Raw genomic sequence first — 23,295 nt, forward strand, 5'->3', positions numbered from 1 at the left:
GCGCGGTCGTCGTCCGCCGACACCCAGATCCACTCCTCGGACATCTCAGGACTCCCTCGCACTGAGCGGGCGCAGGTCGGTCCACACCTGGTCGATGTGGGCCAGGCACTCCTCCCTGCCGCCGGTGAAGCCCTCGAGGCGCCAGCCGTCCGGCAGGTCCCGGCCCTCGGGCCAGACCGAATACTGCTCCTCGTGGTTGACCACGACGTGGTGATTCATCTCGGCTCCCCGTTTCCATGAGGCGTTTCGACGAGGCGGGCGGCCTCGTCGTCGGACAGTTCCGCCAGTTCGGCGATGAGCAGTTCCTCGAGCGAGGCTGCGAGCCCGGCCACGGTGCTGCGGGCGAACAGGGTGCGGATCGGCACCTCCACCTCGACGACGGCGCGCAGTCTGGCGATGACACGGGTGGCGAGCAGGGAGTGTCCGCCGAGGGCGAAGAAGTCGTCGAACGCGCCGACCTCCCCGATCCCCAGCACCTCGCCGAACACCTCGGCGACCAGCTCCTCGGCGTCGCCGCGCGGAGCGACCTTCGCCTCCGTGCTCACCGCGGGCGCGGGCAGCGCGGCCCGGTCGATCTTGCCGCTCCGGGTCAGGGGCAGTCCTTCGAGCCGGACCCAGAGCGCCGGGACCATGTAGGCGGGAAGCGTGCCCGCCAGGTGCCTGGCCAGCTCCTCGCCGTCCGCGGTGCCGACGACGTAGCCGACCAGGGTGTCGTCGCGTACGGCGACGGCCGCCTGGCCGACGCCGGGACGGGCGAGCAGCCGCGCCTCGATCTCGCCGAGCTCGATCCGGAAGCCTCTGACCTTGACCTGGTCGTCGTCGCGGCCGAGGAACTCCAACTGCCCGTCGGCCCGCCAGCGCGCCCGGTCGCCGGTCCGGTACACACGTGAGCCGTCCGGGCCCGGCACGAACCGCTGCGCGGTCAGGGCGGGCCTGCCCAGGTAGCCCCTGGCGAGCCCGGCCCCCGTGACGCACAGCTCGCCGGGGGCTCCCGGCGGCACGGGTTCGCCGTCGCCGTCCAGGATCAGGACCCGGGTGCCGCCGATGGGCGCGCCGATCGGCGGCCGTCCCGGCGAACCGTCCAGCTCGGCCGCGGTGGCGATGATCGTCGCCTCGGTCGGGCCGTAGGTGTTGACCAGCCTGACCCGGTCGCCGAAGCGCTCCCGCCAGCGCGCGACCGCGGCCTCGTGCACCTGCTCGCCGCCCAGGATGACCAGGCGCAGCGTGTCGGGCCAGGCGATCTCGTCGATCTGGTCGACCAGCGCGTGCCAGTAGGCCGTCGGCAGGTCCAGCACCGTCACCCCGTCCAGGTGGTCGGGCAGGGTGACGCCGCCGTCGGGAAGCAGTTCCAGGCGCGCCCCGGCGGCCAGCGCGGGGTAGATCTCCTCGGCGTGGGCGTCGAAGCTCAGCGAGGCGAACTGCACCACCCGGTCGCCGGTGTGCAGGCCGTACGCCTCGCGCATCCACGCCACCCGCGCGGCCAGCCCGTCGTGCTCGACCACCACGCCCTTCGGCGTCCCGGTCGACCCGGAGGTGTAGATCACGTACGCGACGGCGTCGCGCGGCCCGGTTCCGTCCGCCCCCTTGTCCGCCGCGCCGGCCGTCCTGTCCGTGGCCCTGCCCGCCGTCCTGTCCGGCACGTCGTCCGCGACGGAGTCGAGCACGAAGGACGCCCCGCTGTCCTCGACGAGGAAGGCCAGGCGCTCCCGCGGGTAGTCGGGGTCGAGCGGGAGGTAGGCGGCTCCGGCCCGCCAGGCGGCGAGCAGGGCGGCGATCGTGTCGGGCGTCCTGCCCAGGCGGACGCCCACCACGTCGCCGGGCGTGACGCCGCGTGCCCGCAGGAGCGCCGCCAGCTCGTCCGCCCGCGCGTCCAGCTCGGCGTAGGTCAGCGTGACGTCCCCGCAGCCGACCGCGACGGCGTCGGGACGCGCCCGTACGGCCGCCGCGACCAGCTCGGGCACCTGGGGCGTCTCGGGCAGCGCGGGCCCCTCGCCGAGACGCGCGAGCAGGGCGTCGTCCTCCTCGGTGCGCAGCGGCAGCGCGGAGACCCGGTCCCCCGCGGCGGAGGGCAGCGAGGTGAGGAGCAGACGGAACCGCGCGGCCAGACCCTCGACGGTCGGCCGGTCGAACAGCTCGGCGTCGTAGACCAGGGTGAGCAGCAGCTCGTGCTCGTCCTGCCAGGCCTCGAGGGCGAGCTCCAGCTTGGCCTGCCGCATGCCGTGCTCGAACGCCGTGGCGGTCAGCCCGGCGAAGGCGTCGCGGTCGTGCCCGGAGTCCTGCGTGTGCAGGATGAACATGGTCTGGAACAGGGGCGTCCTGGTGAGGTCCCGTTCGGCGCGCAGGGCCGTCACCAGTTCCTCGAAGGGGACGCCCTGGTGGGAGAAGGCGTCCAGGACGCCGATCTGGGTCTCACGGAGCAGGTCGGTGAACGCCGGGTCGCCCGACAGGTCGCCGCGCAGGACCAGCGTGTCGCTGAGGTAGCCGACGACGGGTTCGAGCTGGACCCGGTCCCTGCCCGCGGTCGCCGTGCCGACCAGGATGTCGCTCTGGCCGGTGTGCCGGGCCAGCAGCACCTGGTAGGCGGCGAGCAGGACCATGAACATCGTCGCGCCGTGGTCCCTGCCGAGGCGGGCCAGGGCGTCGGCCTCGGCGGAGGTCAGGCTGACCGTCACCACGTCGCCGCGCCTGGCGGTCCCCGCGGTGCGCGGCCTGTCGACCTGCAGGTCCAGCGGCGTCGGGTCCGCCAGGCGGTCCCGCCAGTAGTCGAGCAGGGCCCCGGTGTCGCGCTCCCGCTGCCAGCGGGCGACGTCGCCGAACTGGAGCGGCACCGGGGGCAGGTCGTCCTGGCCCGAGTACAGGTGCGCCAGCTCCTCGAAGAGGAGGTTGAGCGACCAGCCGTCGCCGAGGATGTGGTGCAGCACGACGCACAGCACGTGGTCGTCCTCAGCGATCCTGACCAGCGTGACCCGCAGGGGCGGCCTGGAGGCCAGGTCGGCGAAGGGCCGGTTGGTCAGGTCCGCGACGAGCGCGAGGGCCCGCGCCTCGTCGGCGGCGTCCGCCTCCTCGACGGGCACGGGGCCGGGCGGGTCGACGGTCACCGACGGCGCGCCGTCCACCTCGGGGAAGCGGGTGCGCAGGCTCTCGTGCCTGGCCGCGACGCCGTCGAGCGCCCTGGTGAGCGCGTCCCTGTCCAGCCTTCCCCGCAGCCGCCTGACCAGGCACATGTTGTAGGAGGCGTCGCCGGGGTCGAGCCGGTTGAGGAACCAGAGCCGTTCCTGGCCGAAGGACAGCGGCGGCGCGGTCCCCTCAGGCCTCGGCCGTGGCCCGTCGGCCTCCCCGCCGGGGGAGCGGCTCTCTCCGGCGCCCGCGGGAGCGTTCTCCCGCTCCGCGTCGTGAGCCGTCTGCCCGCCGGCCGCGACCAGCTCGGCCAGTCCGGCGACGCTGGGGCGCAGGAAGACCTCCCTGACGGGCACCTCGACGCCGGACAGCGCGGACAGCCGCGCGGTGACCATGGTCGCCAGCAGCGAGTGGCCGCCGAGTGAGAAGAAGTCGTCGTGGGCCCCGACCGAGGGGGCTCCCAGGACCTCGGCGAAGACCTGGGCGACCAGCCGTTCGGCCGGGGTGCGGGGGGCCGTGGCGCCCGCCCCGGGCGTCACGTCGACCTCGGGCAGGGCCTTGCGGTCGATCTTCCCGTTCGGGGTCAGCGGGAACGTCTCCACCTCGACGAACACGCTGGGCACCATGTACGCGGGCAGCTCCCGCCCGGCCCGCTCCCTGACGTCGTCGGCGAGCCCCCAGGTTTCCGCGTCCGGCCGCTCTCCCTCGCGGGGAGTCCGCCGGGCAGCCGGTGAGGCGGGCACCACGAAGGCGACCAGCCGGTCTCCGCGCACGGCGACGATCGCCTGCCCCACGCCGGGGCAGGCGTCGAGCACCGCCTCGATCTCGCCGAGTTCGATGCGGTGCCCGCGGAGCTTGACCTGGTTGTCGGTGCGGCCGAGGAACTCCAGGGTGCCGTCGCCCCGCCAGCGGGCGAGGTCTCCGGTGCGGTAGACGCGGGAGCCGCCGGGCCCCGGCACGAAGCGCTCCGCGGTCAGCGCGGGGCGGCCGAGGTAGCCGGTCGCGACGCCCGCGCCGCCGATGAGCAGCTCGCCCGGCACGCCGACGGGGGCGGGGTCGCCCGAAGGGGCCAGCACGTGCACGACGGTGTTGGCGATGGGGCGGCCGATGACGATCTCACCGGGGTCGGCGGGCACCTCCCAGGCGGTGGACCAGATCGTGGTCTCGGTCGGGCCGTAGACGTTGACGAGCCGCTCGACCCTGGGCCGCAGCTCCCTGGCGAACTGCGGCGGCAGGGGTTCACCGCCGGTCAGGCCGACCACGGGCGGCAGGTCCCCGCTGAGCAGGACCCGCCATCCCGACGGCGTCGCCTGGACGTGGGTCACTCCGGCGTCCCTGACGAGGCGCGCGAGCCGTGCGCCGTCACGCGCAGTCTCGGCGTCGGCGACGACCAGCCTGCCGCCGGTCACCAGGGGCAGGTACAGCTCGAGGGCGGAGATGTCGAACGACAGCGAGGTCAGCGCCAGCCACACGTCCTGGGGCGAGGAGCCGACCAGCGTCCGCATGGCGAGCAGGAAGTTGGTCAGCGCGCTGTGCGGCACGACCACGCCCTTGGGGCGTCCGGTCGACCCCGAGGTGTAGAGCACGTACGCGGTGTCGTCAGGGCGCGGCCCGCCGGTCGAGCCGGACGTCGGAACGGGCGCCGCGCCGTCCCCCCGCGGGAGGTCGTCGAGGCCGGTCAGGACCAGTGCCGCGCCCGAGTCCTCGATCACGTAGGCGACGCGGGCCCGCGGGTAGTCGGGGTCGACGGGCAGGTAGGCCGCCCCGCTCATCGCCACGCCCAGCAGCGCGACGACCATGTCGCTTCCGCGTTCCATCTGGACGGCGACCAGCGAGCCCCGGCCGACGCCGGCGGAGGCCAGCCGCCCGGCGAGCCCGGAGGCCCGCTCCACCAGTTCGGCGTAGGTCAGCGTGTCGACCGCGAGGGCGTCGGGGGTCGCGGCGGCCTGGTCGAGCACGAGGTCGACGAGCGTCACGCCGGGCAGCTCGGACCCGGTCTCGTTCCACTCCCGCAGCAGGGCGAGCTCGGCCTCGGGCAGCATCCGCAGTGAGCCGATCGGCGTGTCCGGCTCCGCGACGGCCGCCGCGAGCAGCTCCCCGAACCTGGCGACCATCCGCTCGACGGTGCTCCGCTCGAACAGGTCGGTGCTGTAGATCACGGTGCCGAGCAGGTGGCCCTCGCCGGTGGGAGTCAGGTCCATCGACAGGTCGACCCTGGCCCTGGTCCAGCCGTGGGGGAAGGGGGTCGCGGCGACGCCGGGCAGCGGGTCGTCGGACTCGCCGTGGGTGTGGAAGGCGAACAGGGTCTGGAACAGCGGGGTGCGGCTGAGGTCCCGCGCCACGTCGAGTTCGGCGACCAACTGCTCGAAGGGGACGTCCTGGCGGGACAGCGCGTTCAGCACGACCTTGCGGGTGCGCTTGAGCAACTCGCCGAAGGCGGGGTCGCCGGACAGGTCGCAACGCAGGGCCAGCGTGGTCGACAGGAAACCGATCATGGTCTCCAGCTCGGTGCTGTCGCGGCCCGCGGACGGGGTGCCGACGCAGAAGTCGTCCTGCCCGGTGTGCCTGGCCAGCAGCACCTGGTAGGCCGACAGCAGCACCATGTACGGCGTGCAGCGCGCGCGGCGGGCCAGGTCGTTGATCCCGGCGGCCGTCTCGGCGGAGATCGTGAAGTGCACCTCGTCGCCCTCGCCGGTCCGCTGCGGGGGACGGGGCCGGTCGGCCGGCAGGTCGAGGGGCGGCACCCCGGCCAGGTGCTCGACCCACCAGCGCAGCTCGGTGTCCGCGGAGAGCTGGGCCCTGGCGTGCTCGCCGTACTGGAGGGGGAGGTCGGGCAGCGGGGCGGCGGCGCCGCCGGCGTAGTGGGCGGCGACCTCGGAACGGAGCACGTTCAGCGACCAGCCGTCACCGTTGATGTGGTGCAGGACGACGCAGAGCACGTGCTCCTCGGGGCCCAGCTCGATCAGCGAGACGCGGAAGGGCGGAGCGGCGGCCAGGTCGAAGGCCGTGTTGGTGAGCGCGGAGACCAGCGCGAGCGCTTCCTCGTCGTTCCCCGCGGCCAGCCGCTCGACCACGATCGGGGCGGGGGGTTCGACGACCGCCAGAGGCTCCCCGCCGACCTCGCGGAAGCGGGTTCGCAGGCTCTCGTGCCGCGTCGCGACGGCGGTGAACGCCGCCTCGAGGGCTGCGGAGTCAAGACGGCCTTTCAACCTGTAAACATAGGATGTGTTGTAGGTTGAGTCGCCGGGATTGAGGCGGTGAAGAAACCACAACCGCTGCTGGCCGTACGACAGCGGGTACTCCGTCCATGGCTGGCCGGGTGAGATGGTCTCTGGCTGAAGCACGCAGAGCTCCTTCGGCGGCCGCAGGCTCGCATGCACGCGATCGCGCTCGAAAATGGGTATGCGAAAGCCCGCTCCGCGCATATTTGCCGAGTTGAGCACAGAAGAGGAAGGGCTTCTTTCTGGAAAGAAACCTTTCAGTTAGTTCTGGGTGGTTAGTGTTACACCTCTTCTCCGGGTACGCAAGGCCCGCCCTGGCCGGGGTTTCCGGTCTGTTCGGCCAACCTCTCCAAAGGGCTTGCGTGGCTGTGGCGATCATGTAAGACTGACGCTCGTTTTAGAATAGTAAAGGTTCTTTCCTGTAGTGATCTCGGACGTCCGCACGCGTCGGGCTCATATACATCCGATCTTTATGGGAGGTTCACTTGGTGAACCTGACCGTCCCCCAGTTGCTCAGAGACCGGGCCTCCACCGAACCTGACGGGGTCGCGCTGATCGTGCACGGATCGGCGCCGCTCACCTATCTCCAGTGGCACGAGCAGGCTGTCGCGATGGCGAAAGGCCTGGTCGCCCGGGGTGTCACCAGGGGGGATCGGGTCGGCCTGGTCTTCGGGAGCGCGGACTGGGCGGACTACGCGGCGGCGTTCTGCGGGGTGCTGGCGGCGGGAGCGGTCGCCGTGCCGCTCTCCGACCGCCTCGCCCCCGCCGACCTGCGCTTCATGCTCGAACACTGCCGCGCGAGCGGGGTCGTCCACGCGGCGGGCCTCACCGTGCCCGAGATCGGCTGGACCGCGACACCGGCCGGGCTGCGGGCCGAAACGTCCTATGAGATCGTCGATCCCGCCCCGGGAGACCTCGCCCAGATCCTCTACACCTCCGGCACCACGGGCCGTCCGAAGGGCGTCTCCGCCACTCACGCCAACCTGGCGTACGGCTGCGGCGCCAAGCGGCGTCCCTTCGCGCACTCCAAGCACCTGCTCCACGCGTTCCCGATCGGCACGAACGCCGGCCAGGCCATGCTGATCAACGCGCTCGACGCCCACCCCGCCGTGGTGACGCTGCCGCGCTTCACCCCGGGCCGCTTCGCCGCGCTGATCGAGTCCTACCGGGCAGGGACGGTCTTCCTCGTCCCCGCGATGGCCATCGAGCTGCTCAACGCCGGGGTCGGCGACAGGCACGACCTGTCCAGCGTGCTGCTGCTCGGCTCGGCCGCCGCGCCGCTGCCCTCCGCCGTCGCCCAGGCGCTCACCGCGGCCTTCCCCAACGCGACGATCACCAACTACTACACCTCGACCGAGGCCGCCCCCGCCCAGACGGTCATGATGTTCGACCCGGACCGTCCCGGCAGCGTGGGCCGCGCGATCGCCGGGGGGCGGGTCAGGGTCGCGACCGAGCAGGGGGAGCCGCTCCCCGCGGGCGAGACCGGCGAGGTCTGGATGCGCTCTCCCGCCGCGCCGCGCGCCTACTACGGCGACCCGGAGAACGGGACCTTCCGCGACGGCTGGGTGCGGATGGGCGACCTCGGCCGCATCGACGCCGACGGCTACCTCTACCTCGTCGACCGGGAGGGCGACGTGGTGAAGTCCGGCGCCTACAAGGTCTCGACGATCCACGTCGAGGAGGCGGTCTACCAGCACCCCGCCGTGGTCGAGGCGGCCGCGTTCGGCGTGCCCCACCCGGTCCTCGGGACCGTCGTCGCCGTCGCCATGGCGACCAGGGCCCCCCTCACGCCCGAGGAGCTGCGGATCTTCCTCAAGGACAGGCTCGCCTCCCACGAGCTGCCCGCGCACGTGACCGTCGTCGACGCCCTGCCGCGGAACAACGGCGGCAAGGTCGACAAGCGCGCCCTGCGCCGGAGCGTGGAGGGGACGCCATGAGCGAGGTCACGTTCACCCAGCGGGGGATGTGGGTGACCGAGCAGCTGGTCGAGGTGGGGACCGCCTACCACATGCCGCTCCTGGTCCACCTGCGCGGAGAGCTGGACGCCGACGCCCTGCTGGCCGCGTGCGCGGCCGTCGTCGAGCGTCATCCGGCGCTGGGCGGCGTGGTCGCGGAGGCGGACACCGGGCTGCGGCTCGTCCCCGGCGCGGAGGTCCCCGTACGGCGCGCCCACGCGGAGGGCGAGGAGGCCCTCGCGGCGGCCGTACGCGAGGAGATCCTGCGCCGGTTCGACCTGGAGACCGGGCCGCTGGCCAGGTTCACCCTGTTCGAGACGGGGCCGGGGCTTCACACGCTCCTGTTCGTCGCCCACCACCTCGTCTTCGACGGTCAGTCCAAGGACATCCTGGTCCGTGACCTGGCCGCCTTCCACAACGGCGAGCCGCCGCCTCCGCTCGCGGCCGTCGACCACGGCGGGGCGGAGCGCGACCGGGTGACCGCCCTGCTCCCCGAGGCGCGGGAGTTCTGGAAGCTCCGCTGGCAGGATCCGGGCGAGACCGTGATGCTCGGCAGGGCGCTGCGCTCCAGGCACGCGGGCGAGGGCCGGATGCTGCACTTCACCGCCGACCCCTCCGTCGACGGGCTGACCCGGTTCGAGACGCTGCTGTCCGCGCTGCACGTCCTGCTCGCGGGATACGGCAACGAGCGGGTGACCACCGCCGTCGACCTGTCCACCCGGCCCCCCGAGGCGGCCGACCACGTCGGCCTGTTCGTCAACGAGCTGCCGGTCTCCTCTGCGCCGTCCCCGGACGAGAGCTTCCTGGCGTTCGGCGCGAGGCTGCGGGCGGGGCTGCGCGAGGTCTACCGGTTCCGCCAGGTGCCGCTCTCCGCGGCGATGCCCCGTCTCAGGCCGCACGCCGCGCTCGTCCCCGTCTCCGTCAGCTACCGCACCCGCCGCGACGCCGACCCGGTGTTCACCGGTCTCGACGCCTCGGTGGAGTGGACGGTCTTCAACCACGCGGTCCGGGGCGCGCTGCACCTGCAGTGCGTCGACGGCCGCGACGGGCTCACGGTCAGCCTGCGCCATGATCCCGAGGTGGTTCCGGACGCCCGAAAAGCGGCCGATGACCTGCGTCTTCTTCTGGAACGCGCCACGCAGACCCCCGACATTCCGATCAAGAAGCTACTGAACGAAACTCTGGAGAAGAGATGGGTTCCGTCACCACCCTGACCGACCAGGTGCGCGAGATCTGGGAAGAAGTCCTGGGCATCTCGCCGATCGACGACAACGACGACATCTTCGACCTGGGCGGTCACTCCCTGACCATCACCCAGATCATCGCCCGCATGCGCAAGCGCCTGGACATCGAGGTCTCCCTCGACGACTTCTTCGACAATCCGACCATCGCGGGAATCGTGGAGTCCCTCGGAGATGACTGAGACCCTCGACCGGCTCCGTCTGTCCCGCCTCGGTGACGACGACCTGGAACTGCTGCTGCTGGTCAGGCACTTCGAGCTGAAGCTCCTCGAGCTGTACGGCAGAGGTGAGCTGAACGGCACGACGCACACCTGTCTCGGGCAGGAGTACGTTCCCGTCTCGCTGCGCCCGCTGCTCGGCGAGCACGACCACATCTTCAGCAACCACCGGGGGCACGGCCACTACCTGGCCAGGTTCGCCGACCCGCACGGCCTGCTCGCCGAGATCATGGGCAGGGAGGGGGCGGTCTGCGGGGGCGTCGGCGGCAGCCAGCACATCCACCGTGACCGCTACCTGTCCACCGGCGTGCAGGGCGAGAGCCTGCCCGTGGCCGCCGGGGTCGCCCTCCACCTCAAGCGGGCCGAGCCGGGGGCGCTGGCCTGCGTCTACATCGGCGACGGCACCTGGGGCGAGGGCGCGGTCTACGAGGCGCTGAACCTGGCCTCGCTCTGGCGGCTGCCGCTGCTGGTGGTGGTGGAGAACAACGGCATCGCCCAGTCGACGCCGACCACCTCGCAGATGGCCGGCAGCATCGCGGGCAGGGCGGCGGCGTTCGGCGTCAAACACCACCTGGTCGTCTCGACCGACGTCAACGAGATCAGGACCTCGCTCGAGCCCCTGGTCACCGAGGTGCGCGACTGCAGGCCGCTAGTGGTCGAGTTCGTGACCCACAGGCTCGGCCCGCACAGCAAGGGCGACGACATCCGTCCCGCCGACGCCGTGCAGGCCGCCAGGGACAACGACTGGTACGTCCGCTACGCCAACGACCACCCCGACCAGTTCCACCGGCTCGACAGGCTGGTCAGGGCCGAGGTCCAGGCCATCGCCGACGAGGTCGCCGCCCGTCCGCTCTCCCGCTGGGAGGAGTCGTGAGAGTCGCGGAGAACCTCAACGCGGCCCTGCACGGGCTGCTGGACGACGACCCGACCGCCTACGTCCTCGGCGAGGACGTCCTCGACCCGTACGGCGGGGCATTCAAGATCACCAAGGGCCTGTCGATGCGGTTCCCCGGGCGCGTGATCGGCACCCCGATCAGCGAGGGCGCCCTGACCGGCGTCGCGGCGGGCCTGGCGCTGACCGGCAACACGGCCGTCGCCGAGATCATGTTCGGCGACTTCGTCGCGCTCGCCTTCGACCAGATCTGCAACTTCGCCAGCAAGTCGGTCTCCATGTACGGCAAACGCCTGCCGCTGCGGATGGTCGTGCGCTGCCCGACCGGCGGCGGCAGGGGCTACGGCCCCACGCACAGCCAGAGCATGCAGAAGCACTTCGTCGGCATGCCCGGCCTCTCGCTGTATGAGATGTCGCCCTTCCACGACAACCGCGCGGTGTTCACGGCGATGCTCCAGCGGGGCGAGCCGTGCCTGTTCTTCGAGGACAAGGTCCTCTACACGCGGCAGATGGACCAGGTGGACCCGATGTTCCGGGTGCGCCGCGACGGCGAGCTCGCGGTGATCGACCTGGAGGACCGGCCCGACTGCGTGATCATCGCTCCGGGCGGGATGGCGCACAGGACGCTGGCCGCGATGAAGACCCTGGTGCTCCAGCAGGAGATCTCCTGCAGGCTGCTGGTCCCGTCCAGGCTCTACCCGCTGGACGTCGACGCGATGCTGCCCCACCTCGGCGAGGTCGTCCTGGTCGCGGAGGAGAGCACGGCGGGCGGCACCTGGGGCGGCGAGGTCGCCCATCTCCTGCACGAGCGCGTGTGGGACCGCCTGCGCGGCCCCGTCCGTCTCGTCCACTCCAGGGCCAGCGTGATCCCCACCGCGGCCCACCTCGAAAGCGAGGTCCTGGCGGGGGAGTCCACGATCCACGACGCCGTACGAAAGGCTCTGCGTGGCTGACATCCGCGTCCCCAAGCTCAACAACAACGACACCGAGTACCTCGTGGTGGCGTGGCTCGTCGAGGACGGCAAGCCTGTCAGGGAGGGGGAGCCCGTCGCCGTCCTGGAGACCTCGAAGGCGGCCGACGAGCTGGAGGCCGAGGAGTCCGGCTACCTGCACCACGTCGCCGCGCTCAACGCCTGGATCGCTCCCGGCGCCGTTCTGGCCCGGATCACCGCGGAGCCGGACGCGCCCGCTCTCGCCCCCGGGGACACGGTCGTCGCCGGGGACGTGCTCGCCCCCGTGGAAACGGTCGCCTCCGTGGGCACGGTCGTCCCCGGGGAAACGGTCGCCTCCGGCGGGACGGACGTTCCCGTCGACGCGCCTGCCGGCGACGGTGTGCCCGTCTCCTCCGGCGGGCCCGTTTCCGGCGACACGGCCGCCCCCGGTCGTCCGGTCGTCTCCGGCGGCCAGGGCCCGTTCCCTGAGGACTCCCGGGCCGCGGACCCGGCCCTTCCCGCGCGGGACCCCGTCATCACCGACCCCGCCCGCGCCCTCATGACGGAGCTCGGCGTCACCCCCGCCCAGATCGCGGCGCTCGGCCTCGCCGTCGTCCGGCGCGCCGACGTGGAGCGCCTCGCGGGGCGGGCCGGCGGCCCGGCGGGCACGCGCGAAGCGACCGGCGCGGAGGACCCGGCGAACACGGGGGAAACCCCGGGGGGCGAGGGAAGCACGGAAGGCGCGGGCGGCACGCGCGACGCGGACGGCGCGGACAGGGTGGGCGACGCGGACGACGCGGCGGGGACGCACGTGCTGTCCCGGGTCCAGCGGGCCGTCGCCAGAGCCGTCACGACCTCGCACGACACGATCCCCGCCGCCTACACCGCGATGAAGTTCGACGTGGGCCCGTCGCTGGAGCGCGCCAGGGGGCTGAGCAGGGAGGTCCGCAGGCCGGTCGGGCTGGCGGAGCTGTTCGTCCAGGCCGTGGCCGCGCTGCACCCGGCCTTCCCGCTGTTCTTCGCCTCGGTCGACGGGGACCGGGCCAGGCGGGCCGACGCTCCGCGCGTCGGCGTCACCTTCGACATGGGCGAGGGGCTCTACGTCCCGGTCGTCCGTGAGACCGGGTCGCTGAGGGAGATCGCCGACGCGCTCATGCGGTACCGCCTGGCCGCGGCCGAGGGCGACTTCAGGGAGAAGGACCTCGTCGGCGCCAACATCGCCGTCACCCTGCACACCGACGCCGACGTCGTCCTCGCGATCCCCTTCATCTTCCCCGGGACGGTCTGCGCGCTCGCGATCACCTCGCCGCAGCCGGAACTCGTCCTCGGAGAGGACGGCGCCGTGACGGCGCGAACGGTCGCCAACATCGGCCTCGCCTACGACCATCGACTGATCAACGGCAGGGACGCCGCGCTCTTCCTCGCCGCCCTCCGGACGGAGCTGCAATGACCGAGACAACGCTGTCGGACGCCAAGCGGGCACTGCTCGCCCAGCGGCTCCGGCGCCGGGAGGAGTCCCGGACCATCACGGCCAGGGACCCCGCCACCACGCCGCCTCTGTCCCACGCCCAGGAACGCCTGTGGTTCCTGGAGCAGTACCGTCCCGGCACCACCACCTACACGGTCCCCGTCGCGGTCCGCCTGTACGGCGAGGTGGACGTCGACGCGCTGCGCCGGGCCCTCGACGAGACCGTCACCCGCCACGAGGCCCTGCGGATGCGCTTCCTCACCACCGAGGACGGCACCCCCGAGCTGGTCGTCGACGAGCCCCGCCCCGCCGAGCTGCGCGTGACCGAGGCCGCGAGCCTGGAGGCCGCCGTCGAGCTGTTCGACGCCGAGCTCGCCACCCCGTTCGACCTGGAGCTGGGCCCGCTGTTCAGGACCGTCCTGGTCAAGCTCGCCCCCGCCGACCACGTGCTCCTGCTGGCCGCGCATCACACCGTCGTCGACGGCTGGTCCATCGACCTCGTCATCCGCGAGCTGCTCGCCCTGCACGACGGCAAGACCCTGCCGCAACCCCAGGTCGGCTACGGCGACTACGCCGTCTGGCAGCGGGGGCGCGACCACCGGGGCGAGGTCGACCACTGGCGCGACAAGCTCGCCGGGCTCCCCGCGATCGAGCTGCCGACCGACAGGCCGCGCCCCGCCGAGCAGGGCTACGAGGGAGCCGCCCTCGACTTCGCGCTCGACGCCGACCTCACCGGGCGGCTCGCCGAGCTGGCCAAGTCCACGGGCGCGACGCCGTACATGACGCTGATGGCGGCCTTCCAGGTCCTGCTGGCCCGCTACTCGGGGCAGACGGACTTCGCGGTCGGCTCTCCGGTCGCCGGGCGGGGGCTGCCCGAGCTGGACGGCGTCGTCGGCATGTTCGTCAACACGCTGGTGCTCCGCGCCGACCTGGCGGACGACCCGTCGTTCACCGCCTTCCTCGCCCGCACCCGCGAGACCGCGCTGGACGCGTTCGCCCACCAGGAGCTGCCGTTCGACCAGCTCGTCAGCGAGCTGAACGTCGTCCGCGACGTCAGCAGGTCGCCCCTGGTCCAGGTGACGTTCGCGTTGCAGAACTACAAGGCGGGCGAGGAGGACGGGCGCGTCTCCTACGTCACCCTTCCCGCCAAGACCACCCGTTACGACCTGGCCCTGTACCTCTTCGAGAGCCCGGACGGGCTGGTCGGCAACTTCACCTACAGCACCGCGCTGTTCGACCGGGAGAGCGTCGAGCTGCTGGCCTCCCGGTTCGAGACGCTGCTGCGGTCGATCGTCGCGGACCCCGGGACCCGGGTCGGCGAGCTGTCGCTGCTGTCGGAGGAGGAGCGGGACCTGGTCCTGGGCTTCGGCTCCAGCACCCTGCCCGCCCCCGTCGGCCACGACCTGCTCCACGAGCTGGTCACCGCCCAGGCGGCGCTGACCCCCGACGCGAAGGCCGTGGTCCACGAGGGCGACCACCTCACCTACGCCGAGCTCGACCACCGCTCCGACCGGATCGCCGCACTTCTCCGCAACAGGTACGGCGTCGGCCCGGACAGCAGAGTGGGCGTCCTGCTCGACCAGTCGGTCGACCTGGCGGCGGCCGTGCTGGGGGTGCTGAAGTCCGGCGGCGCGTACGTGCCGCTCGACCCCAAGCAGCCCCGTGACCGCCTGGCCTACATGCTCGGCGACGCGGGGGCGGCCGTGGTCGTCACCACCTCGGCCCTGAGCGAGCTGGTCGCGGGGCCCCAGGTCGTCCGCCTGGACGCCGAGGCGCTGGAGGAGACCGCGTTCGAGGCCCCCGAGGTCACCGCGGACAACCTGGCGTACGTCATCTACACCTCGGGGACGACGGGGCGTCCGAAGGGCGTCGGGGTGCAGCACCGGCAGGTGCTGAACTACCTGGCCGGGGTCAGGGAGCGCTTCGCGGTCGAGCCCGCCGGGGTCTACACGCTGCTGCAGTCGCTCTCGTTCGACTTCGGCGTGACGATCTTCTACCTGTCGCTCATGACCGGCGGCGAGCTGCACCTGGTCGACCCGCAGTCCCCGGTCGAGGAGCTCGCCGAGCAGCTCGGCCGTACCGACTACCTCAAGATGACCCCGTCGCACCTCGCGTCGCTGCTCGCCGACTCCGACGCCGCGACCCCCGCCGAGCTGCTGCCGCGCAAGCTGCTCATCCTCGGCGGCGAGGCGTCCAGGTGGAGCTGGGCCCGCGAGCTGACCGAGCACACCACCGTGGTCAACCACTACGGCCCGACGGAGGCCACCGTCGGCATCTCCACCCACGCCGTCACCGGCGAGGCCGAACGGGCGCTGAACCTGCCGATCGGCAGCCCGCTCCCCGGGGCCAGGGTCTACGTGCTCGACGAGCACCTGCGGCTCGTCCCGCCCGGCATGACCGGTGAGATCTACCTCGGCGGCGACCGTCTCGCCAGGGGATACCTCGGGCAGCCGGGGCTGACGGCCGACAGGTTCCTGCCCGACCCGTACGGCGAGCCCGGCGCGCGCATGTACAAGACCGGCGACCTCGGCCGCTGGCTGCCCTCGGGCGACCTGTGCTTCCTCGGCCGCCGCGACCTGCAGGTCAAGGTGCGCGGCTACCGGGTCGAGCTGTCGGAGATCGAGTCCGTCCTCACCGACCAGCCGGGAATCGCGCACGCCGTCGTCGAGCTGCGCCAGGACCGGCTCATCGGCTATCTCGTCGGGGAGAAGACCAAGGTCAGCGAGCTGCGCGCGACGCTCGGCGAGCGGCTCCCCGAGTACATGATCCCGGCGCGGTTCGTCTGGCTGGACGAACTGCCGCTGAAGTCGCACGGCAAGGTCGACCGGGCCAGGCTGCCTGAGCCCGACGAGGAGCGCCCCGACCAGGAGGCCGGGTTCGTCCCACCGGAGACGCCCGTCGAAGAGGCGATCGCCACGGTGTGGGCCTCGGTGCTCGGGCTGGTCCAGGTCGGCGTGCTGGACGACTTCTTCGACCTGGGCGGACATTCGCTGCTCGCCGCACAGGTGGTGGCCCGCCTGCGGAAGGCTCTCCCCGCAGGCGGGCGCCAGGTCAGCATCCTCGACCTGTTCAAGCACCGCACCGTGCGCGAGCTGGCCCAGGTCGTCGAGGCGGGCGACAGCGGCCCGCGCATGCTCCTGCACCGCCTCACCCCGGCCCGCACCGCCACCTCGACCGTCGTCTGCGTGCCGTACGGCGGCGGCAGCGCGGCCATCTACCAGCCGCTGGCCGACGCGCTGCCCAAGAACTGGGCGCTGCACGCGGTCGCGGTGCCCGGCCAGGAGATGGGGCTGGTCGAGGAGACCCGTCCGGTCGCCGAGGTCGCGGAGGGCTGCGTCGAGGAGATCCTCAAGGGGATCAAGGGGCCGCTGGCGCTCTACGGCCACTGCGGGCTCGGCGTCATGCTCACCGTGGAGATCGCCCGGCGTCTGGAGGCGGCGGGCCGCCAGGTCGACGCCATCTACCTCGGCGGCGTCTTCCCCTTCGCCAGGCCGCAGTCGGCGCTGGCGTGGCTGGCGAACCTGACCGACAAACTGCGCAGCGACCAGGTCTGGGCCAACGCCCTGCAGGCGGCGGGCCTCGACGTCGAGGACCTCGGCCGCGACGAGCTCAAGCTGGTGATCGACAACCGGCGCAAGGGCACCAGGGAGGCCGAGCGCTACTTTACCCGCCTGTTCGAGGAGGGGGTCGAGCCGCTCAAGGCGCCGATCATCTCCGTCGCGGGCGAGCGCGACCCGGCCACCGAGTTCTACCAGGAGCGCTTCCGCGAGTGGCACCTGCTGACCGACTCGACCGCCGTGGTCGTCCTCGACGAGGCCGGGCACTTCTTCCTGAAGTACCGGGCCGAGGAGCTCGCCACCATCGTCACCGGCACCCACCGGGCCATCGCCTCGGGTGAGACCGAGCGGCTCGGCCGTACGGCGAGGTCCACCTGGTGGCTCGAGGGCGTCTCCCAGCAGACGGCCTCCGAGCCCGTGTCCGCCGCGGCGTCCACGCTCAGCGCGTCGGAGCTGTCCGAACTGCAGGACTCCGACCTCGGGAGTTCCGTGCCGGACACTCCCGCGGAGCTCGTCTCCACTCCCGCCACGCGGGCGGGCGGGCCGGCGCCCGGCCGCGGAGCCCCGCCCGGCGCGGCCAGGCTCGGGCCGCAGCCGAGCATGAAGCGCTTCGCCGCCGTGGCGGCGGGACAGCTCATCTCGATCGTCGGATCGTCGCTGACGGAGTTCGCCATCCCGCTGTGGATCTACGTCCACACCGGCTCGCTCGCCAGGTTCGCGCTGTTCTCGGTGCTGGCCCTCGTCCCCGGCATGCTGGTCGCCCCGATCGCGGGCACCCTCGTCGACCGCTACGACCGGCGCAGGATCATGCTCGCCGGAGACCTCGGGGCGTTCGGCACCCAGCTCATCCTCGGCCTGCTGCTGTGGACCGGCAACCTCGACGTCTGGCACATCTACCCGCTCATCGTGCTGCTGTCGGTGGCGCTCACCTTCCAGCGTCTCGCCTACAACTCGGCGATCCCGCAACTGGTCCCCAAGCGCTTCCTCGGCCACGCCAACGGCGTCGTCCAGATGATCACCGGTACCGCCCAGCTGGTCGTCCCGCTGGTCGCCGTCGGCCTGATGTCCCTGATCGGCCTGGAGGGCATCCTCGCCCTGGACGTCGGCTCCTACGTGTTCGCCATCGTGGTCCTGCTCTTCGTCCGTTTCCCGAAGACCATGGCCTTCAGGCGCAGGGAGTCGCTGACCGCGGAGATGGTCGAGGGCTGGAAGTTCTCCTGGGGCGTGAAGGGCTTCCGCTCGATGCTCTTCTTCTTCGCCTTCCTGAACGTCTTCCTGTCCCCGCTCTTCCTGCTCATCTCCCCGCTGGTCCTGGGCTTCGCCACGCTCGACGACGTCGGCAGGGTCTCCTTCTTCGGCGGCCTGGGCGTCTTCCTCGCCGGAATGGCCATGACCGTCTGGGGCGGCCCTAGGCGGCAGAGGCTGCGCGGCGTCATGCTCTCCACGCTGGTGCTGTCGGTCTTCTGCCTGGTCACCGGCTTCCAGCAGAACCTGGTCGTGATCTCGATCGGCGTCTTCGGGATGTCGTTCTGGCTGACCATGCTCAACGGCGTCTACGCCACGATCATCCAGGTCAAGGTGCCGCAGCGCTTCCACGGCCGCGTCATCGCGCTGAACACGCTCATCGCCTGGTCCACGCTGCCCATCGGCTTCGGCCTGGTCGCGCCGTACGGCAGCGCGCTCTTCGACCCGCTGATGATGCCCGGCGGCGCGCTGGCCGACACCGTCGGCGCCGTGATCGGCACGGGGCCCGGCCGGGGCGTCGGCCTGATGTACGTCCTGTTCGCGGTCGCCATCGCCGCCATCGCGCTGGTCGCGCTGCGGACCAGGACCCTGTCCAGGTTCGACGAGGAGGTGCCGGACGCGCTCCCCGACGACCTGGTCGGCTTCCAGACCGTCCAGAAGCGTCAGGAGTCGCTGGCGGAGGTGGTTCCGATCAGGAGGACCACGGAGGTGTGACACGACTTCCCCGTCAGGCGTCCGCCCGACGGGGAGACTCCCCGCCAACGCGCCAGGGCGGGGAGGAAACCGTCCCGGCAGGGGACGGGCGAGGGAGGACAGAGCGGCCCGGTCACGGGCCGCGAACGTCCGCCCGTCGCCTGCCGGGACAGAGACAGGCACGGCGGGGCGGGGAATCCCCGGACCCCCTTGACCGGGAACCCCCCGCCCCGCCGTGACCGTCCCGCAGAGGTCTTCCGGGCTGCGGGGCTCCCGTTCCACGAAGCCCCGCGGCCCTCTCGCTCTCATGGGCCCCTCCGTCGCGCTCCCCGCCGCGCCGGACCGGTTCCGGCCCTGTTCCCTCACCGTCGCCCTCGACGACAAGCGTCCGTGCGGAGCGGGGGATCGGCCGTCCACGGCTGCTCCGGCCGTCAGGGCAGGGTGAGCTCGTACTCGACCTGCGCGAGCGGGTTGCCGTCGCCGTAGTCGTGGTCGCGGACCACGCCTGACTCGGTGAAGCCGCTCTTGGCGTAGAAGCGGCGTGACTGAGGCGTGTCACGGAGCGTCCACAGATGGACGTGCCCGAAGCCGTCCTCGCGGATCCTCCGCAGGGAGGAGGCCATCAGGAGGCTCGCGACGCCGCTTCCCCAGCCGTCAGGGTGACCGTAGAAGCCGAAGATCTCCGCCGACCCGGGCCGTGTCGCCGAGGGGCCGAAGTAGGAGAAGGCCAGCGCCCGCCCGTCCAGCGCGGCCAGCAGGGCCGTGTTCTCGCTCTCGGCGAGCACGCCGTGCCATTTGTGACGCCGCTGTGCGATCGCCTCGGCGGCGAACTCCGGGGAGAAGAAACCGGAGTAGGCGGCCCTCCACGACTCCGAGTGGACCTCGCCCACCGCGTCCCCGTCACCCGAGGAAGCCGGGAAAACGGTGAAATTTCTGGTCATCAGGGCACGCTACTGGAGCTGGACGCCTTTCACCGTCCGCGTCCGCCTCCGGCCACCGCGCGTGGCCAGAACGATGTATCCCCAGAGAACCCCCAGTCCGGTCAACGCCTGGGCCAGCAGGTAGGGCACCGGATTCGCGGGCTGTACGGCCAGCGCCAGCAACGCGGGCGCGCAGCCGAGCAGCGCGAGGTCCACGCCGGTCAGCGCCCACAGCAGCGGCCCCGTGGGAATCGCACCCCCCGGCGTGTCGATGACCGGCATGGAGTGGTCGACCGGCCGCCGCCTGGCCATCCGCAGGGCCGCCACGGCCAGGGCGGGGCCGCAGGCCGGGCCCAGCAGCCACCAGAGACCCCCGGGAGAGGCGCCGACGGCGCTCAACCCGGCGAAGGCGACATCCAGCCACAACGCGCCCAGCAGAGCAGACGGCAGGGCCCGCACGGCCAGGGCGGCACGAGGCTCCACGGCCAGCACCCGCAGCAGCGCGGGGTTGTCGTCGTCGCGGCGGACGCCGGACGTGACGGAGGCCGCCGCCGCGAGCGCGCCCGCAGGCGTCAGCGCGACGGCCACCTGGGGCAGCCCGGCGGTCACGACCAGGGCGGGCAGCGCGGCGGCGCCGGCCAGTACCGCGAGCCGCGCCGGACGGCGTCCGAGGCGCCGAGCCTCCTGCCAGGCCAGCGCCCACGCGCCTGTCACCGGCCAGCGGCGCGAGCGCAGTGTCCGGCCCCGCCAGTGGTTGTCCTCCACCACCCAGGTCAGCATGCCGGGATCCAGCACCACGGCCGCTTGAGCGACCCGGCCTGCCCTCACGGAGGCGGCCAGGATCGCGCGGGCGGGGACGCGGCCGAGCGCCGTCCAGGCCCGCCGTACCAGCAGCGCGGTCACCGCCGCCGCGCAGCCCGCGACGACGCCGACCGGTCCGGCCGGAGCGCCCGCCACCACCGCGGGCAGGTGCCGGCCGGGCCCGGCGCCGAGCACGGCCAGCACTACGGCCGCCACCACGATGACGGCGATCAGCGCCCGCAGCCACCCGTCCCACGCGGGAGACGCCTGGCCCAGGACCCCCATCGCCATGCCGCCCAGCCCCGCGCCGAGACCCAGCACCAGCGCGGCCGCCAGCCGCAGGGAGAGCTGATCGGGAGCGCCGAGCACGGCCACCAGCGCCACGCCCAGCACCAGGCCGCCCAGAACCGACACGGTGAGCAGCGCCAGCGCCGTCCTGCCGAGGACGGTACGGCGGGGCAGCGGCGACAACAGGCGCCAGGAGGCGTCGGCGGCGCCCAGCACCACCGGGCCGGCCGTCCTGACGAGCGTCAGGTAGCCCGCGTAGGCCACGGCCACCAGCGCCAGCCCGGAGCTGATCCGGCCGGGATCGGCCTGGCGGGCGAGGGCGCCCAGAACGGACACGAGCGGCTGGCCGACGATCGCGATCGCCACGGCGGCGCTGAGCGACGCCGCGTACCGGTCCTGCCAGCTTCTCACCGTGCCGCCTCCAACGTGACCAGGCGGGCGCCGCACGCCTCGGCGAGAGCGATGTCATGGGTGGCCATGACAATGGTGCCGCTCTGCGCCGCGTATTCGCGCAGGATGCCCGCCAGGCGTTCGCGGAAGTCGGCGTCCAGCCCGCGCTCGGGCTCGTCCAGCAGCAGCAGGCGGCTCGGCCTGGCCAGCGCCATGGCCAGCGACACCCGCTGGCGCTGCCCGGTGGACAGGGTCAGCGGGTGCAGTTCGGCACGCCTCTCCAGCTGGAAGGCCGACAGCGCCGACTCGACGCTCAGCCGTCCGCCGCCGTGGACCGACAACACCAGCTCCACGTGCTCCCGGACGCTCAACCCCGGATACCAGGCCGGCTCGTCGCCTGCCGACACCACCTCGCGCCAGAAGCCCGCCGTGTCGGCCGGCGGGCCGCCCAGCACCCTGATCTGCCCCCCCGAGGGAGTCTGCAGGCCGGCGAGGCAGCGCAGCAGCGTCGACTTGCCCGCCCCGTTCTCCCCGGCGACGGCCACGATCTCCTCTGGCCCGGCTGTCAGGTCCACCTCGCGGAACACGGTGTGCCCGCCCAGATCCACCCGGACGTCACGCACGGTGATGATCGCTGTCTCCACGTTTCGGGAGTCTACGTCCGTCGCCGTCACACCGGGCCGCGGTGACGGCGGGCCTGACGCCGCCTCACCGGTCGGCCGCCCGGGGGCACCCTCGCCACCCGAGCCTTGTCACGCGCCGTGCGTCGACGACAGGGTGGCGTTGATGTCGGCGACGCGGCCGAGTTCGTCGAAGGCGGCGGTCGCCTCGAAGCCGGGGCCGGTGAGGGCGAGCTTCGTGTGGTCCGCGTTGAACGTCGCGCCGAGCCCCCGCCGTACGGCGTAGCCGTGCAGGGCGCGCCGGTGGTCCGTCAGCCACATGTCGGTGAGCGCCTGCTGGATCACGCGCATGACGCGGGCGGGCTCGGGCGGCGGCAGCCGGAAGGCCGGGTGCTCCACGAGGAACGCGACACGGGTGCCGCCGCCCGCGTCGCCGCTGTAGGAGGTCCACTGACCGGTCACGGCCTTCGCGGCCTCGATGAGGATGCTGGCGGCGTGGTGCGGCTCGGCGGGCGAGCCGGGCAGCGTGTCGAACGGCACCTCCGCCGAGGCGAGTTCCGCGATGTTGTACCGCTGCCCGAAGTCGCGCAGCGTCGCCGACAGCGCGGTCAGCTCGTCCGGGAACCCGGACGGGTTCGCCCAGGCCCACAGCCACGAGCCGGGGCCGGGGGCGGCGCTGCCGAGCAGGTGGAACCGGGAGCAGGTGATGCTGTGGTCCTCTTTGTCGAACGTGAACCGCTGCTGTCGCAGGTCGACGTTCCAGTTGTGGTCGCCGACGACGTCCGCGAGGTGCAGCTGGTGTTCGATCGAGATCATCGCCGCGTCGTCGAGAAGGTTTGTCAGGGTGAGTGTCTCCGGCACGCCCGCAGAGTAGGGGATCTTCGCGGAAGGCGTCCATTTGGCCATGGTTCGTTCCACGGATCCGAACGGCGGTGACGCGGCCCGCGGCCGGGGGGCGGCGCGGGCGCTGATCGAGCGAGTGGCGGAGGCGGCACGGGAGCGGGGAGCCTCCCGCCTGTACTGGACCACCGGACAGGACAACGTCACCGCCCGCGCCCTGTACGACAAGGTGGCGCGTTTCCATGGGTTCGTCCGCTACGACTACCCACTGAGGTAGGGCCGGGACCGGAGGCTCGCGAAGCGCCGCCGGGCGCGCCCCGAACGGTGGCGCGGCTGCCCGTCGCCGAGGTGACGTCGATTTCGCCGTCGTGCCGTGTCGATTCGACCGGGTGTCGTTCGTGTAGAGGGTGAGAGGCCCGGCGGACGCCGGGTGCGACATCCGACTCGTCAAAGGAGATCCTGGGAAGATGAAGCACTACCTGCTCAGCATCCAGCAGCCCGACGGAGGCCCGCCCTCGCCCGAGGTCCTGGAGCCGATCATGCGGGAGGTCGGCGCCTTCAACGAGGAGCTCAGGGCCGCGGGCGCGTGGGTCTTCGCGGGCGGGCTGCACGAGCCGAGCACGGCCACCGTGGTGCGGGTCCAGGACGGCGAGGCGCTCGTCACCGACGGTCCGTACACCGAGGGCAAGGAGCACGTCGGTGGCCTGACCATCGTCAGGGCGTCTGATCTCGACGCCGCGCTGGAGTGGGGACGCAAGCTCGCCAGGGCGGTCACGCTTCCGGTGGAGGTGCGTCCGTTCCAGGGTGAGACCGGTGACCACCTGCCGTAGGACATCGCACGTGTTCCTCGCGGAGCCGCCCGGGGACCGTCCTCCGCGGCTCGTCGAACCGCGTCGG

General features: G+C 72.5%; 15 protein-coding genes. 9 read left to right on the top strand and 6 right to left on the bottom strand.

The features are described 5' to 3' along the window. Positions 1 to 45 precede the first annotated feature (45 nt). Together PKF00_RS13965 and PKF00_RS13970 are read right to left on the bottom strand one after the other, a co-directional pair. Complete coding sequence (locus PKF00_RS13965) at positions 46 to 219, bottom strand: MbtH family protein (RefSeq protein ID WP_271217910.1); 174 nt, start codon at positions 217 to 219, stop codon at positions 46 to 48. Next, positions 216 to 6,461: a non-ribosomal peptide synthetase gene (locus PKF00_RS13970; RefSeq protein ID WP_271217911.1), complete on the bottom strand. Its 6,246-nt coding sequence runs from the start codon at positions 6,459 to 6,461 to the stop codon at positions 216 to 218. Before PKF00_RS13970 ends, PKF00_RS13965 begins: the two co-directional genes overlap by 4 nt. A gap of 365 nt (positions 6,462 to 6,826) precedes the next feature. On the opposite strand from PKF00_RS13970, the gene PKF00_RS13975 reads away from it, so the two are divergent. From PKF00_RS13975 to PKF00_RS14005, 7 genes are read left to right on the top strand one after another with little or no spacing between them, the layout of a single operon-like run. Then, entirely contained in the window at positions 6,827 to 8,275 is a 1,449-nt protein-coding gene (locus PKF00_RS13975) for a class I adenylate-forming enzyme family protein (RefSeq protein WP_271217912.1), read from the top strand. Then, complete coding sequence (locus tag PKF00_RS13980; protein ID WP_271217913.1) at positions 8,272 to 9,507, top strand: condensation domain-containing protein; 1,236 nt, start codon at positions 8,272 to 8,274, stop codon at positions 9,505 to 9,507. Before PKF00_RS13975 ends, PKF00_RS13980 begins: the two co-directional genes overlap by 4 nt. After that, on the top strand, positions 9,486 to 9,716 hold the full coding sequence (locus PKF00_RS13985) for a phosphopantetheine-binding protein (RefSeq protein ID WP_271217914.1): 231 nt from the start codon (positions 9,486 to 9,488) through the stop codon (positions 9,714 to 9,716). Before PKF00_RS13980 ends, PKF00_RS13985 begins: the two co-directional genes overlap by 22 nt. After that, positions 9,709 to 10,626 carry a thiamine pyrophosphate-dependent dehydrogenase E1 component subunit alpha gene (locus PKF00_RS13990; RefSeq protein ID WP_271217915.1) on the top strand — a complete coding sequence of 306 codons (918 nt, stop codon included), beginning with the start codon at positions 9,709 to 9,711 and terminating at the stop codon, positions 10,624 to 10,626. Before PKF00_RS13985 ends, PKF00_RS13990 begins: the two co-directional genes overlap by 8 nt. Continuing rightward, the gene (locus tag PKF00_RS13995; protein ID WP_271217916.1) at positions 10,623 to 11,597 is read left to right on the top strand and encodes an alpha-ketoacid dehydrogenase subunit beta; all 975 of its coding nucleotides are present in this window, start codon (positions 10,623 to 10,625) and stop codon (positions 11,595 to 11,597) included. Before PKF00_RS13990 ends, PKF00_RS13995 begins: the two co-directional genes overlap by 4 nt. Continuing rightward, positions 11,590 to 13,026, top strand: a complete 1,437-nt coding sequence (locus PKF00_RS14000) for a 2-oxo acid dehydrogenase subunit E2 (protein ID WP_271217917.1) — start codon at positions 11,590 to 11,592, stop codon at positions 13,024 to 13,026. Before PKF00_RS13995 ends, PKF00_RS14000 begins: the two co-directional genes overlap by 8 nt. Further along, positions 13,023 to 18,560 carry a non-ribosomal peptide synthetase/MFS transporter gene (locus PKF00_RS14005; RefSeq protein WP_271217918.1) on the top strand — a complete coding sequence of 1,846 codons (5,538 nt, stop codon included), beginning with the start codon at positions 13,023 to 13,025 and terminating at the stop codon, positions 18,558 to 18,560. Before PKF00_RS14000 ends, PKF00_RS14005 begins: the two co-directional genes overlap by 4 nt. Before the next feature lie 410 nt (positions 18,561 to 18,970). Here PKF00_RS14005 and PKF00_RS14010 read toward each other — a convergent pair whose 3' ends face one another. From PKF00_RS14010 to PKF00_RS14025, 4 genes are all read right to left on the bottom strand, one after another. Next, positions 18,971 to 19,480, bottom strand: coding sequence for a GNAT family N-acetyltransferase (locus PKF00_RS14010; RefSeq protein WP_271217919.1), 510 nt, complete (start codon positions 19,478 to 19,480; stop codon positions 18,971 to 18,973). 9 nt (positions 19,481 to 19,489) lie between these two features. Continuing rightward, entirely contained in the window at positions 19,490 to 20,959 is a 1,470-nt protein-coding gene (locus PKF00_RS14015; RefSeq protein ID WP_271217920.1) for a DUF6297 family protein, read from the bottom strand. After that, positions 20,956 to 21,582: an ABC transporter ATP-binding protein gene (locus PKF00_RS14020; RefSeq protein WP_271217921.1), complete on the bottom strand. Its 627-nt coding sequence runs from the start codon at positions 21,580 to 21,582 to the stop codon at positions 20,956 to 20,958. Before PKF00_RS14020 ends, PKF00_RS14015 begins: the two co-directional genes overlap by 4 nt. A 108-nt stretch (positions 21,583 to 21,690) precedes the next feature. Then, positions 21,691 to 22,419 (bottom strand): DUF6882 domain-containing protein, encoded by a 729-nt coding sequence (locus PKF00_RS14025; protein WP_271217922.1) that lies wholly within the window; start codon positions 22,417 to 22,419, stop codon positions 21,691 to 21,693. Positions 22,420 to 22,462: 43 nt separating this feature from the next. On the opposite strand from PKF00_RS14025, the gene PKF00_RS14030 reads away from it, so the two are divergent. Further along, positions 22,463 to 22,675, top strand: coding sequence for a GNAT family N-acetyltransferase (locus PKF00_RS14030; protein ID WP_271217923.1), 213 nt, complete (start codon positions 22,463 to 22,465; stop codon positions 22,673 to 22,675). 190 nt (positions 22,676 to 22,865) lie between these two features. Next, the gene (locus tag PKF00_RS14035; RefSeq protein WP_271217924.1) at positions 22,866 to 23,228 is read left to right on the top strand and encodes a YciI family protein; all 363 of its coding nucleotides are present in this window, start codon (positions 22,866 to 22,868) and stop codon (positions 23,226 to 23,228) included. Positions 23,229 to 23,295: the final 67 nt, after the last annotated feature.

Origin of the sequence: Streptosporangium carneum, assembly GCF_027922005.1 — a bacterium.
Taxonomy (GTDB): domain Bacteria; phylum Actinomycetota; class Actinomycetes; order Streptosporangiales; family Streptosporangiaceae; genus Streptosporangium; species Streptosporangium carneum.

What these genes read in the sequence shown, in the direction of transcription:
- PKF00_RS13965 (WP_271217910.1), bottom strand. Translation starts at nt 219, where the DNA reads ATGAATCACCACGTCGTGGTCAACCACGAGGAGCAGTATTCGGTCTGG.
- PKF00_RS13980 (WP_271217913.1), top strand. Translation starts at nt 8,272, where the DNA reads ATGAGCGAGGTCACGTTCACCCAGCGGGGGATGTGGGTGACCGAGCAG.
- PKF00_RS13985 (WP_271217914.1), top strand. Translation starts at nt 9,486, where the DNA reads ATGGGTTCCGTCACCACCCTGACCGACCAGGTGCGCGAGATCTGGGAA.
- PKF00_RS13990 (WP_271217915.1), top strand. Translation starts at nt 9,709, where the DNA reads ATGACTGAGACCCTCGACCGGCTCCGTCTGTCCCGCCTCGGTGACGAC.
- PKF00_RS14005 (WP_271217918.1), top strand. Translation starts at nt 13,023, where the DNA reads ATGACCGAGACAACGCTGTCGGACGCCAAGCGGGCACTGCTCGCCCAG.
- PKF00_RS14010 (WP_271217919.1), bottom strand. Translation starts at nt 19,480, where the DNA reads ATGACCAGAAATTTCACCGTTTTCCCGGCTTCCTCGGGTGACGGGGAC.
- PKF00_RS14030 (WP_271217923.1), top strand. Translation starts at nt 22,463, where the DNA reads ATGGTTCGTTCCACGGATCCGAACGGCGGTGACGCGGCCCGCGGCCGG.
- PKF00_RS14035 (WP_271217924.1), top strand. Translation starts at nt 22,866, where the DNA reads ATGAAGCACTACCTGCTCAGCATCCAGCAGCCCGACGGAGGCCCGCCC.